This is a genomic window from Mycobacterium sp. P4_H6, assembly GCF_056400845.1.
The window spans coordinates 1-12245 of record NZ_JBFUKN010000020.1 but is presented as its reverse complement, the minus strand read 5'-3'; the positions used below and the strand labels follow the sequence as shown (position 1 = coordinate 12245).

Annotated in this window: 12 protein-coding genes and 1 riboswitch; of the genes, 8 read left to right on the top strand and 4 right to left on the bottom strand. The window is 67.1% G+C overall.

Annotation, left to right across the window (positions count from 1 at the left end; genetic code table 11):
- The first annotated feature begins 79 nt into the window (after nucleotides 1–79).
- Nucleotides 80–188, top strand: a riboswitch (TPP riboswitch).
- The 7 genes from thiC to thiD (AC1DTF_RS10720) all read left to right on the top strand — a co-directional run bounded on the left by thiC (nucleotide 181) and on the right by thiD (AC1DTF_RS10720) (nucleotide 6556).
- Nucleotides 181–1722: a phosphomethylpyrimidine synthase ThiC gene (gene thiC / locus AC1DTF_RS10750; RefSeq protein WP_057170688.1), complete on the top strand. Its 1542-nt coding sequence runs from the start codon at nucleotides 181–183 to the stop codon at nucleotides 1720–1722. Its footprint overlaps the riboswitch before it by 8 nt.
- Entirely contained in the window at nucleotides 1719–2552 is an 834-nt protein-coding gene (thiD, locus tag AC1DTF_RS10745) for a bifunctional hydroxymethylpyrimidine kinase/phosphomethylpyrimidine kinase (protein WP_477474063.1), read from the top strand. The genes thiC and thiD (AC1DTF_RS10745) overlap by 4 nt, the downstream gene beginning before the upstream one ends.
- Nucleotides 2549–3163 (top strand): alpha/beta hydrolase family protein, encoded by a 615-nt coding sequence (locus AC1DTF_RS10740; protein WP_477474062.1) that lies wholly within the window; start codon nucleotides 2549–2551, stop codon nucleotides 3161–3163. Before thiD (AC1DTF_RS10745) ends, AC1DTF_RS10740 begins: the two co-directional genes overlap by 4 nt.
- Complete coding sequence (locus AC1DTF_RS10735; RefSeq protein WP_057170214.1) at nucleotides 3160–3891, top strand: DUF4190 domain-containing protein; 732 nt, start codon at nucleotides 3160–3162, stop codon at nucleotides 3889–3891. Before AC1DTF_RS10740 ends, AC1DTF_RS10735 begins: the two co-directional genes overlap by 4 nt.
- A gap of 27 nt (nucleotides 3892–3918) precedes the next feature.
- Nucleotides 3919–5394 (top strand): flavin-containing monooxygenase, encoded by a 1476-nt coding sequence (locus tag AC1DTF_RS10730; RefSeq protein ID WP_057170215.1) that lies wholly within the window; start codon nucleotides 3919–3921, stop codon nucleotides 5392–5394.
- A gap of 11 nt (nucleotides 5395–5405) precedes the next feature.
- Nucleotides 5406–5675 (top strand): hypothetical protein, encoded by a 270-nt coding sequence (locus AC1DTF_RS10725; RefSeq protein WP_057170216.1) that lies wholly within the window; start codon nucleotides 5406–5408, stop codon nucleotides 5673–5675.
- 14 nt (nucleotides 5676–5689) lie between these two features.
- Nucleotides 5690–6556: a bifunctional hydroxymethylpyrimidine kinase/phosphomethylpyrimidine kinase gene (gene thiD, locus AC1DTF_RS10720; protein WP_477474061.1), complete on the top strand. Its 867-nt coding sequence runs from the start codon at nucleotides 5690–5692 to the stop codon at nucleotides 6554–6556.
- Here thiD (AC1DTF_RS10720) and AC1DTF_RS10715 read toward each other — a convergent pair.
- Nucleotides 6498–8192: a SulP family inorganic anion transporter gene (locus AC1DTF_RS10715; protein WP_477474097.1), complete on the bottom strand. Its 1695-nt coding sequence runs from the start codon at nucleotides 8190–8192 to the stop codon at nucleotides 6498–6500. The two genes, thiD (AC1DTF_RS10720) and AC1DTF_RS10715, sit on opposite strands and share 59 nt — an antisense overlap.
- A 42-nt stretch (nucleotides 8193–8234) precedes the next feature.
- Between AC1DTF_RS10715 and AC1DTF_RS10710 the strand changes: the two genes are divergently transcribed.
- Nucleotides 8235–9524 carry a uracil-xanthine permease family protein gene (locus tag AC1DTF_RS10710; RefSeq protein WP_477474060.1) on the top strand — a complete coding sequence of 430 codons (1290 nt, stop codon included), beginning with the start codon at nucleotides 8235–8237 and terminating at the stop codon, nucleotides 9522–9524.
- Here AC1DTF_RS10710 and AC1DTF_RS10705 read toward each other — a convergent pair.
- Genes AC1DTF_RS10705 through AC1DTF_RS10695 form a run of 3 tightly spaced genes read right to left on the bottom strand, consistent with a single transcriptional unit; the run spans nucleotide 9460 to nucleotide 12048 of the window.
- The gene (locus tag AC1DTF_RS10705; protein ID WP_477474059.1) at nucleotides 9460–10485 is read right to left on the bottom strand and encodes an NAD(P)/FAD-dependent oxidoreductase; all 1026 of its coding nucleotides are present in this window, start codon (nucleotides 10483–10485) and stop codon (nucleotides 9460–9462) included. The genes AC1DTF_RS10710 and AC1DTF_RS10705 overlap by 65 nt on opposite strands.
- Complete coding sequence (locus AC1DTF_RS10700) at nucleotides 10482–10976, bottom strand: isoprenylcysteine carboxyl methyltransferase family protein (protein ID WP_057170219.1); 495 nt, start codon at nucleotides 10974–10976, stop codon at nucleotides 10482–10484. The genes AC1DTF_RS10705 and AC1DTF_RS10700 overlap by 4 nt, the downstream gene beginning before the upstream one ends.
- 4 nt (nucleotides 10977–10980) lie before the next feature.
- Nucleotides 10981–12048, bottom strand: a complete 1068-nt coding sequence (locus AC1DTF_RS10695) for a type III polyketide synthase (RefSeq protein WP_477474058.1) — start codon at nucleotides 12046–12048, stop codon at nucleotides 10981–10983.
- Between the last annotated feature and the right edge of the window lie 197 nt (nucleotides 12049–12245).

Genomic DNA, 12245 nt, shown 5'->3' with positions numbered 1-12245 from the left:
TCGATCTACGAATCGGCAAAAACATATATTAGCTATACAAACGATCTCTCGGCAATCCGGACGGGATGCGCTACGTTGGACCCGTCCACACGGGAGCGCGCACCAGCGCGCTGAGAGGACGGCTAGGGCCGTCGACCGTACGAACCTGACCGGGTAATGCCGGCGTAGGGAGATGTGTTGATGAGTGTTTCCGTTGGTCCCATCGCGGGCAGTTCCAAGTTCTATTCGCCGACGGGTGTGCCGTGCCGGCGCGTGCATCTGAGCACCGGCGACCATTTCGACCTCTACGACACGTCCGGCCCGTACACCGATGACACCGCCACCATCGATCTGGAGAAGGGCCTGCCACCGCGGGCCGGCATCGTCTCCGACCGCGGCACCCAGCTGCAGCGCGCACGGAACGGCGAGATCACCGCCGAGATGGCGTTCATCGCCGAACGCGAAGGGGTCTCCCCCGAGTTGGTGCGCGACGAGGTGGCCATCGGCAGGGCTGTCATCCCGGCCAACCACCACCATCCCGAGAGCGAACCGATGATCATCGGCAAGGCATTCGGGGTGAAAGTCAATGCCAATATCGGCAATTCGGCCGTGACGAGCTCGATCGCCGAAGAAGTCGACAAGATGGTCTGGGCGACCCGGTGGGGTGCGGACACGATCATGGACCTGTCCACCGGCAAGGACATCCACCTCACCAGGGAGTGGATCCTGCGCAACTCCCCCGTGCCGGTCGGCACCGTGCCGATGTACCAGGCGCTGGAGAAGGTCAACGGCGATCCCACCAAGATGACGTGGGAGTCCTACCGCGACACCGTGATCGAGCAGTGTGAGCAGGGCGTTGACTACATGACGGTGCACGCCGGGGTGTTGCTTCGCTATATCCCGCTGACCGTCAAGCGGATCACCGGGATCGTGTCACGCGGCGGTTCCATCATGGCGGCCTGGATGCTCGCCCATCACCGGGAATCGTTCCTGTACGAGAACTTCGAGGAACTCTGCGAGATACTCGCCCGCTACGACGTGACGTTCTCACTCGGCGACGGCCTGCGCCCGGGATCGATCGCCGACGCCAACGACGAGGCGCAGTTCGCCGAACTGCGTACCCTCGGCGAACTCACCAAGATCGCCAAATCTCATGGCGTGCAGGTGATGATCGAAGGCCCCGGACACGTCCCGATGCACAAGATCGTGGAGAACGTACGGCTGGAAGAGGAGTGGTGCGAGGAGGCGCCGTTCTACACCCTCGGCCCGTTGGCCACCGACATCGCACCTGCCTATGACCACATCACCAGCGCGATCGGCGCGGCGATCATCGCCCAGGCCGGCACCGCGATGCTCTGCTATGTCACCCCCAAGGAGCACCTCGGCCTGCCCAACCGCAAGGACGTCAAGGACGGGGTGATCGCCTACCGGATCGCCGCGCATGCCGCCGATCTGGCCAAGGGGCATCCCCGGGCACAACTGCGCGACGACGCACTGTCGCTGGCCCGCTTCGAGTTCCGCTGGCACGATCAGTTCGCCCTGTCCCTCGACCCGGACACCGCCCGCGAGTACCACGACGAGACGCTGCCCGCCGAGCCGGCCAAGACCGCGCATTTCTGCTCGATGTGCGGCCCGAAGTTCTGCTCGATGCGCATCACGCAGGACATCCGGGACGCCATGGCGGAGAAATCACTGGAGTTCGCGGAACACGGCAACCGGGTGTATCTACCCTTGACCTCATGACCGAGTTCCTACCGCTGCCCTTACCGGGGCAGACCCCGACCCGGGTGATGACCATCGCCGGCTCCGATTCCGGCGGCGGCGCGGGCATCCAGGCCGATATGCGCACGTTCGCCATGCTGGGCGTGCACGGGTGTGTGGCCGTCACCGCCGTCACGGTGCAGAACTCGGTGGGTGTCAAGGGGTTTCACGAGATACCGCTCGACGTGGTCGCCGGCCAGATCACCGCCGTCGTCGACGATATCGGCATCCAGGCCGCCAAGACCGGCATGCTGGCCTCCGCCGAGATCATCGCCACGATCGCCGAGACCTGGCGCGGTCTGGACACCGGGGTGCCACTGGTGGTGGATCCGGTGTGTGCCTCCATGCACGGGGACCCGCTGCTGCATCCGTCGGCGCTGAACTCCATTCGCACCGAACTGTTTCCGCTCGCCACCCTGGTCACCCCGAACCTCGACGAGGTGCGACTGCTCGTGGATGTCGACGTCGTCGACGCGGCCAGCCAGAAGGAAGCGGCCCGGGCGCTGCACGCGCTCGGCGCCCAGTGGGTGCTGGTCAAGGGTGGGCACCTACGCTCCTCGGGTGCCAGCCCCGACCTGCTGTTCGACGGCACCGAGTTCCACGAGTTCGACGGACCGCGCATCGACACCGGCCATGACCACGGCGCCGGCGACACCCTGGCCGCCGCCACCGCGACCGCGCTGGCGCACGGGTACACCGTCCCCGAGGCGGTGGCCTTCGGGAAGCGCTGGGTGACCGAATGTCTGCGCGCCGCATACCCGCTGGGTCACGGACACGGACCGGTCAACGCGCTGTTCAGGCTTCTGCAGTGACGCTCGACGACCTGGCCGGTGTCGCACACGAACCGGACGGGAAACCCAAGGGCACCGTCGTGCTGACCCATGGCGCGGGCGGCAACCGTGATTCCCCGATGCTGGTCCGGATCTGCGACGAATGGGCGCGCCACGGCTATCTCGCCGTCCGCTACAACTTGCCCTACCGGCGCCGCCGGCCGAAGGGGCCGCCGTCGAACTCCGCGACATCCGATCAGGAGGGCATCGTCGAGGCGATCGACTGGGCACGCGGGCTCGGGCACGGGCCGGTGGTCGCCGGCGGGCACTCCTACGGCGGGCGGATGACCTCCATGGTGGCGGCCGACACGTCAGCACCCGATGTGCTGACACTGTTCTCCTATCCCTTGCACCCGCCCGGCAAGCCCGAACGCGCACGCACCGAACACCTGCCCGGCATCACCGCGCCGACGGTGTTCACCCACGGCACCGCCGACCCGTTCGGCACCATCGACGAGATCCGCACGGCGGCCGCGCTGGTGACCGGGCCGACAGAGATCGTCGAGGTCACCGGGGCGCGACATGATCTGGGGTCCAAGACTTTGGACGTCCCCCTGCTCGCGGTGACCGCCGCGGCTATCTTTCTTGCATGAGCCTGCCGCCACCGCCTGGGTACGGGCCGCCGCCCGGGAGCTTCCCGCCGCCTCCGCCCGGGAACTATCCACCCCCACCGGCCGGGTCGTACCCGCCGCCACCTCCCATCCCCTATTCCGACCCGTACGGGCAGGCCTATCCCCCGCCGCGGCCCCCGGGTACCAACTGGTGGGCCGTCGTCTCGCTGATCTTCGGTGTCCTCGGTGGCGTCCTGGTCAGCGTGGTCTGCGGGTTCGTCGGGCTCAACAAGGCCAAGCAGGGCCAGGGCGGGCGCGGGATGGCGATCGCCGGCCTGGTGTTGTCCGCGGTGTGGGTGGTGGTCGGTATCGCGGTGGTGGCGGTGATCGTGGCCAACAAGGACGAGATCTTCGACCCGAACTCTGTCAACGCCGCCGATGTCGGTCTCGGCGACTGCCTGTCGGAGATCCCGTCCGACGCCAGCCTGGTGGCCTCGGTGAAGACCGTGGCGTGCACCGATCCGCACAAGGGCGAGGTCTACCACGTTGTCACCGTCCCGGGCAGCGAGTTCCCGGGCGAGACCGCGATCGTCGATTACCAGGACAAATGCCAGCCCGCGCTGGAGGAGTTCTCACCGTCGGCGATGGCGGACCCCGAGGTGGGAATGTTCGTGCTGTACCCGACGGCGGACTCGTGGAAGCGCGGCGATCGCGCGGTGACCTGCATCGCCACCACCGAGGTGCCGCGCACCGGTTCGCTTCAGGAGTAGCCCGATACCTGAGGTACCGTTTCACCCATGTTTGACGCCGTCATCGTGGGCGCTGGATTCGCCGGCATCGGCGCTGCCATCCAGCTCAAACGGTCGGGGATCGAGAACTTCGTGATCCTGGACCGCGAGGACGACCTCGGCGGCACCTGGTACGTGAACCACTATCCCGGGCTTGCCGTCGATGTCCCCACCACCACCTACTCCTACTTCTTCGAGCCGAACCCGAACTGGTCGCGGTTGTTCTCCACCGGCGACGAGATCAAGCAGTACGCCGACGATGTGGCCGACAAGTACGACGTGCGCCGCCACATCCGGTTCAGCACCGTCGTCGACGGGGCACGCTGGGACGAGGAGACCAACCGGTGGCAGGTGAGCCTCGCCGACGGTGAGGTGCTGAGCACCCAGTACCTGATCACCGCGACCGGCTTCCTGTCCCAGCCGAAGATCCCCGACATCCCCGGCATCGAGAACTTCGACGGGCGCGTCATCCACACCACCGAGTGGCAGGACGATTACGACCCCACCGGAAAACGGATCGCCGTCATCGGCACCGGCGCCACCGCGGTGCAGCTCATCCCCGAACTGGCCAAGTCGGCCGCAGATCTCACCGTGTACCAGCGCACCCCGATCTGGGTGGTGCCCAAGATCGACCTGCGCTTCGGCCCGCTGGCCAAGAAGGTGTTCGCCCGTATCCCCGCCACTCAGCGGGTGCTGCGCTGGTTCACCGACTCGGTCTACGAGGTCATGGTGTCGATCGGCGTGGTCCACTTCAAGACGTTTCGCGGTCGCGGCAACATCTCGGCCGCCGATCTGTCCAAGCTGCACCGGTTCATCACGATCCGCGACAAGGACCTACGGCGCAGGCTGACCCCGGATTACGACTTCGGCTGTAAGCGGCCCACATTCAGCAACGGCTACTACCGGGCATTCACCCGCGACAACGTCCATCTGCAGGATGCCGGTATCGACCACGTACAGTCCGACGGCATCGTCGGCAAGGACGGCACCAAGGTCGAGATCGACACCCTRGTGCTGGCCACCGGTTTCGATCTGTGGGAGGCCAACTTCCCCGCCATCGAGGTGATCGGACGCGACGGACGCAACCTCGGAAAGTGGTGGCGTGACACGCGGTTCCAGGCCTACCAGGGTGTGTCGATGCCTTACTTCCCGAACTACCTGAGCCTGGCCAGCCCGTACGCCTTCCTGGGCCTGAACTTCTTCAACACCATGGAGTATCAGATGCGGCTGATGGACCGGCTGTTCGACGAGGTGCAACGTCGCGGTGCCACCACCTTCGAGGTCTCCGAGGAGGCCAACACCCGCTACCTGGACCGGATGACCGAACTGCTCGGCGACTCGCTGTTCACCCAGGGCAACTGCGCCACCGCACGGTCCTACTACTACAACCCCGCCGGGGAACCGACGCTGCTGCGCCCGACCACCACCGAAACCGCGATCAGGGAAGCCTCCGAGTTCCCCCTGAGCGATTACATCCTCAACTGAGAGGTATTTCCTTGAGCGAGAAGAAGAGTTCGAAGGGCATCACGCTGGCCGGCCTGTCGCTGGTCGGCGCGGGCCTGGGGCATTTCGTCGCCCCGCAGGTATTCGAGTCGTTCACCAAGCCTGCCTTCCCGAACGACACCGCCCGGTATATCAAGATCAACGGCACCATCGAGACCGCACTCGGCGTGGCCGTGCTCGTCCCCAAGACGCGCAAGCTGGCGGCGATCGGCGGACTGGGCTACCTCGCATATCTGGGCGCCAACGCCGCACGCAACCGCTGAACCAGGTCCCTGCCATGGCCGATCTCCCGCTGCCCGCACCGGGACAGACGCCGCGGCGGATCCTGACGATCGCCGGATCCGACTCCGGTGGCAGCGCAGGCCTGCAGGCCGATATGCGCGCCTTCGCCATGCTCGGCGTGCACGGATGCGCCGCGGTGACAGCCGTGACGGTACAGAACTCACTGGGCGTCAAGGGTTTCCACGAAATCCCTGTCGATGTGGTGGCCGGGCAGATCAGCGCCGTCGCCTCCGACATCGGCATCGAGGCGGCCAAGACCGGCATGCTGGCCTCCACGGCGATCATCGAGACCATCGTGGCGACCTGGCGCGCCGAACGGCTTGCCGGCGCCGTCCCGCTGGTGGTCGACCCGGTGTGTGCCTCCAATGTCGGTGAACCACTGCTCCACCCCAGCGCGCTCGACGCGATGCGCGATGACCTCATTCCGCTGGCCACGCTGGTCACACCCAACCTCGACGAGGTGCGCCTGCTCGTCGGCATCGACGTCGTCGACGAACAGAGTCAACGCGACGCCGCCCGGGCCCTACACGCGCTGGGACCGCAGTGGGCACTGGTCAAGGGCGGTCACCTGCGCAACTCGCCGGTCAGCTCCGATCTGTTGTTCGACGGCTCGGACTTCGTCCAGTTCGCCGCGGCACGCGTCGACACCCGGCACGACCACGGTGCCGGCGACACCCTCGCGGCGGCGATCGCCGCCGCACTGGCGCACGGCTACACGGTTCCGGCCGCCGTGAACTTCGCCAAAGTCTGGGTCACCGAGTGCATCCAGGCGGCCTACCCGATCGGCCGGGGCCACGGACCGGTCAACGGCATGGCCCGACTGAACGGCCTCCGCGGTCCCGGAACGCCTGCACCGCTGTAGGCAGCGTCGGGTATATCCGATTCGCACCGACCTTCTCATAGAATCCCGACGCCACCAGATCGTCGAGCAGATCCTGTTTGACGCGTGCCATCGCGAAAACGATTCCGCGCGCAGTGAGATCCGTCCGAAGTTGTTCCAGCGCGTCGACGGCGGTCAGATCGGGGTCGACGTTGGCCTCCGCGTTGTAGACGAACCACTCCACAGGATGATCGGCCTGTGCGACCGCGGCCATCGCACGCTGCCGGAAATCCTCGGCGTTGACGAAGAACAGCGGCGCGTCGTAGCGGTACACCACCAGACCGGGCACCGGGACAGCATCCGGATAGTCGTCGATATCGTGCATGCCGGGCAGACCCGGCACGTACCCGAGCACGCCATCGTGTGGACGCGCGATACGGCGCAACATGTCCAGCACGGACAACCCGATGGCGACCAACACCCCGTAGAGCATGCCGATTCCGAGCACGGCGACCGTGGTCGCAATGGCCAGAATCAGCTCGCTGCGACGGAACCGCGCCAACCGCCGGAACTCGCCGATATCGATCAGTCGCAGTGCGGCGTACACCACCAACGCACCGAGCGCGGCGGTGGGGAACCCCGCCAGCAGATCACCACCGACCACCATCACCGCCACCACGGTCGCCAGCATCACCAGGGAGTAGAGCTGGGTACGACTACCGACGGCGTCACCCAGAGCGGTCCTGCTACCACTCGAACTCACCGGAAACCCCTGGGTGACACCGGTTGCCATATTGCACACGCCCAGTGCACGCAGCTCGGCGTTGGCATCCACGGTCTCGCCCTTACGAGATCCGAAGGTGCGGGCCGTCAACACGTTGTCCGAGAAGGCGACCACCGCAATACCCAGTGCCGGTAGCCACAGCGTGACCAACTCACCGACGGACACCGCAGGCAGGCCCGGCGTGACGAACCCGGCCGGGATATCACCGATCACCCGGATTCCACTGCTCTCCAGGTCCAGGATCCATACCGCCGCACTGGCCGCCAGCACCGCCACCAACGCGCCGGGAAAGCGGGGAGATACCCGGAACAGCACCAGCAGCAGAACCAGCACCCCGCCCGAGAGCGCCAGGGTGGGCCAGTTCACATTCTCGATGCCGGCAGCGAAAGATCTTATCTGGGTGATGAATTCGTCACCGTCGACGTCGACGCCGGTCACCTTGCCGAGCTGACTGCCGATCATGACGACCGCAGCGCCGGTCATGTAACCGATCAGTACCGGTCGGGACAACAATTCCGCGAGGAATCCGAGCCTGCACAATCCTGCCACCAGGCAGATGACGCCGACCAGGACGGCCAGCGCCGCCGCCAGCGCCGCGTAGCGGGCCGGATCTCCGATCGCCAGCGGCGCCAAGGCCGTCGCCGTCATCAACGCCGTCGTCGACTCCGGTCCGACCGACAGTTGTCTGGACGAGCCCAGGATCGCGTAAACGATCATCGGAATCAAAGCGGCCCACAATCCGGCCACCGGTGGCAGCCCCGCCAGTGTCGCGTACGCCATCACTTGCGGTATCAAATAGGCCGCCACCGTCACCCCGGCGAGTACGTCGCCTCGCAACCAGTTACGCCGGTAATGCCGAAGGTCGGTCGCGCCGGGCGCCCAGCCCGTCACCATTTGTGCTGCGCGCGGAACCCTCATGGTGTGTAGTCAACACTCGTGACACGTTTTGGTTGGAAATATGTGGGACCCGATGCCGACGTCGTCGCGCCCGATGAACGACTGAGCTGGCCGCGCACCCTCGGGATCGGCGCCCAGCACGTGGTTGCGATGTTCGGGGCGACGTTCCTGGTGCCGGTGCTGACCGGCTTCCCGCCCGCCACCACCCTGCTGTTCTCCGGTGTGGGCACCATCGGATTCCTGCTGATCACCGGCAACCGGCTGCCCAGCTATCTGGGCTCGAGCTTCGCGGTCATCGCCCCGGTCACCGCCGCGGTCACCGCGCAGGGCACCGGCAGCGCGCTGGGCGGCCTGATCGCGGTCGGGCTGCTGCTCATCCTGATCGGTGCGGTCGTGCACCTGATCGGCACCCGCTGGCTGGATCTGACGCTGCCCCCGGTCGTCACCGGCGCCATCGTCGCACTGATCGGGTTCAACCTGGCGCCTGCGGCGAAGACGAACTTCGAGCAGGGACCGCTGGTYGGCCTGGTGACCCTGGTGCTGCTGGTCGGGGCACTGGCGTTCTTCAAGGGCCTGATCGGCCGCCTGGCGATTTTCCTGGCGGTGGTGATCGGGTATCTGCTGGCACTGGCCCTCGGCGAGGTGGACACCGCGGCGATCGCCGACGCGGCCTGGATCGGGCTGCCAGAGTTCCAGACCCCGACGTTCAGCCTCGCCGTGTTGCCGCTGTTCCTGCCGGCGGTGATCGCGCTGGTAGCCGAGAACATCGGCCACGTGAAGTCGGTGGGCCAGATGACCGGCACCGACCTGGACCCACTGATGGGCAGAGCACTGGCCGCCGACGGTGTGGCCACCGTGCTCGCCGGCGCCGGCGGCGGTTCGGCCACCACCACCTACGCCGAGAACATCGGCGTGATGGCCGCGACCCGCATCTATTCGACGGCCGCCTACTGGGTGGCCGCCGTGGTCGCCATCGTCTTGTCGTTGTGCCCCAAGGTCGGTGCCACCATCTCGGCCATCCCGCCGGGCGTGCTGGGCGGGGCGACCATCGTGCTTTACGGTCTGGTCGGGGTACTCGGCATCCGGATCTGGCTGACCAACCAGGTGGACTTCTCCAAGCCGGTCAACCAGATGACCGCGGCCATCCCGTTGATCATCGGGATCGCCGACTTCACCTGGCAGGCAGGCTCGTTGACGTTCACCGGCATCTCACTGGGCGCCATCGCGGCACTGGTCGTCTACCACGGGATGACCGGGCTCGGCGCTATTCGCCGAGGGCGTTCACCACAGCCGAGAACACCGCAGGAAGCGACGCCGACACTGGAGTGATGGCGGCGCGCACCGGCCGAATCCCGGTGGCGTGCAACAGCCCCGCGGTCAGCAGCCGGTAACGCCGGGTCAGCGACCGCCACTGCCGGTCGTAGTCCCCGGTGCGGTCGGTGACGATGCAGTCCACCAGCAGTTCGGCCGCGCCGAAGGCCAGCCCCATCCCTTCACCGGTCAGCGCATCCACATAGCCGGCGGCATCACCGACCAGCAGCACCCGCCCGGTCGTGCGGTGCCGCACCTTCTGGCGCAGCGGTCCGGCGGCGCGGTCCTGCCCGTGCGGCCGATCGTGCAGCCGGTCCATCAGCGCCGGGAACTGGCGCAGGTGTTCCTCGAAGCCGCCGCGGGTGGACTTGAGAATCGCGACGCCCACGCAGTCATCGCTGACCGGGGTGATGTAAGCCTCGGTGTCGCGGCCCCAGTGCACCTCCACGCAGTCCGACCAGGGTGCGATCTGGACATGACGTCTGATGCCCCAGCGCCGCCGCTGCGGTTCGGGCGCGGCCAGGCCCAGGGCACGGCGGATCGGTGAGTGCAGACCGTCCGCGGCGGCCAGGTAGCGGGCCCGTAATCCCGCGGCGCTCACCGAGGTCGCGTCCTGGGTCACCTCGCCGACCTCACCGTGCACCACCTGCACCCCGGCGTCGGCGACGGCCTTGGAGAGGGCGTCGTGCAACACGGTGCGGCGCACCCCGCGGCCCGGACCGTTGGCGAAACGGGCCTCGGCGGTGCGGCGGCCGTCGAGGTAGCGGATGCCATAGAAGTTCCGGTACGGACGTCCTTCGAATCCCACCCCGAGCCGGTCCAGATGGGCCAGGGAGTGCGGCATCAGACCCTCACCGCAGGCCTTGTCGATGGGCCCGCGCCGGTGCTCGACGACGACGACCTCGAGGCCGGCCCGGGCGGCGTGCGCCGCGGTGACCAGCCCCGCCGGCCCGCCTCCGGCCACCAGCAGATCGATCACGACAAGCTCTGTAGTGCTTCGTCCTCGACCCGGATCCGGGTGCGCAGCAACAGCGCGTTGGCCACCGAGAACACCCCGGCGGTGATCCAGGCGCCACCCACCAGGGGCAGCGCGGCGCCCTCCAGGATCACGGCCACGTAATTGGGATGCGGCACAAGGCGATACGGACCGCCGACGATGCGCGGCGCGCCCGGCACCACGACCACCCTGGTGTTCCACTGCTTACCGAGCGTGGTGATGCACCACCAGCGCAGTGCCTGGGCGGCCAGCACCACCCAGAACGCCGGCCAGATCCAGCGCCTGCGGGTACGCGCCTCCAGCACGGCTCCGGCCAGCAGTCCGGTGTGCAGCGCCACCATCACCGGGTAGTGCCCGGCCCCGAATTCACGGCCCCCGTTGGCCTTGCTCCATTCCAGGTTGCGTTTGGACACCACCAGTTCGGCCACCCGCTCCACCGCGACCAGCAGGATCAGTGCGACGAAAGCCCTCATCGTGTCAGCGCCACCGCAGCAGCACGAGTTCGGAGCAGAAGCCCGGACCCATCGCCATCAGCACACCGGGTGTGCCCGCGGCCGGCCGTTTGCGGATGGTGTCGCGCAGCACGTGCAGCACCGACGAGGAAGACAGGTTGCCGATCTCGGCGAGCGACTGCCAGGTGAGGTCGAGGGCGTCCGCTGGTAGCGACAGCGTGTCGATGATGGCCTCGATCACCTTCGGGCCACCCGGATGGCTGACCCAGGTGCCGATATCGGGGACCGTGAGGTCATGTGCGCCAAGGAATTCGGTGACATCATCGCCGAGGTAACGGCCGACGAAGGACGGCACCTCGGCGCTGAGCACGATCTCGAATCCCTTGGTGCCGATGTCCCAGCCCATCGCGTGTAGCGAATCCGGGTACAGGTGGCTGCGTGAGTCCAGCACATCCGGTCCGACCGGGTTCAGCTGCTCGGCCCGCTCCGCGCCGACGGCCACCACGGCCGAGGCGCCGTCGCCGAACAGCGCACCGGCCACCAGCGTCGGCATCGAGGGATGATGTTTGCGCGTCAGCGAGCACAACTCCACCGACACCAGCACCGCCACCTTGTCGGGCGCACCGCGCAGGTAGTCGTGCAGCCGCGCGATCCCGGCCGCACCGGCCACACAGCCGAGCCCGAAGATCGGGATCCGGCGCACATCGGGGCGCAACCCGAGCCTGCCGGCGATCCGGGCATCCAGGGAGGGCACCACCGCACCGGTCACGGTGGTGGTGACGATCAGATCGACATCTTCGGGTTTGAGCCCGGCCTCGTCGAGTGCACCCGCCAGCGCAGCGCAACCGAGTTCGGTTGCGTGCTCGATGAACAAATTGTTCGCCTCACCGAAATCGGTCAGGGTCGCATACTCCTCCAGCGGCCGGACCAGATACCTGCTGTTCACCTTGGCGCTCTTGTGCAGGCCACGAACGGCGTCTTCGAGACCCTCGTATCCGGGCAGGGCGAGCAGCGCCTCGGTGATCTCGTCCTGGGTGTACCGGTGTGGGGGCAGCACCCCGTGCACACCGGCGATCGTGCTGTAACTGGGCATTCCGGCGAGATTAGTGGCCATACCCTGATTACGGGGTGCTACGCCCTTCGGTTCAATCCGTCAGTGATTCAATCCGATCCGCTCATGCAACCGGGCCAGCGGCCTGGGCGCCCACCAGTTCCACCGGCCCATCAACTGCATGAATGCCGGTACCAGGACCATCCGCACCAGCGTGGCATCCATCAGCACCGCCAGCG

Bases quoted from the DNA above. Each gene is read 5' to 3' on its own strand.
- thiC (WP_057170688.1), top strand. From the start codon at position 181: ATGAGTGTTTCCGTTGGTCCCATCGCGGGCAGTTCCAAGTTCTATTCG.
- thiD (WP_477474063.1), top strand. From the start codon at position 1,719: ATGACCGAGTTCCTACCGCTGCCCTTACCGGGGCAGACCCCGACCCGG.
- AC1DTF_RS10735 (WP_057170214.1), top strand. From the start codon at position 3,160: ATGAGCCTGCCGCCACCGCCTGGGTACGGGCCGCCGCCCGGGAGCTTC.
- thiD (WP_477474061.1), top strand. From the start codon at position 5,690: ATGGCCGATCTCCCGCTGCCCGCACCGGGACAGACGCCGCGGCGGATC.
- AC1DTF_RS10715 (WP_477474097.1), bottom strand. From the start codon at position 8,192: ATGGTGACGGGCTGGGCGCCCGGCGCGACCGACCTTCGGCATTACCGG.
- AC1DTF_RS10700 (WP_057170219.1), bottom strand. From the start codon at position 10,976: ATGAGGGCTTTCGTCGCACTGATCCTGCTGGTCGCGGTGGAGCGGGTG.
- AC1DTF_RS10695 (WP_477474058.1), bottom strand. From the start codon at position 12,048: ATGCCCAGTTACAGCACGATCGCCGGTGTGCACGGGGTGCTGCCCCCA.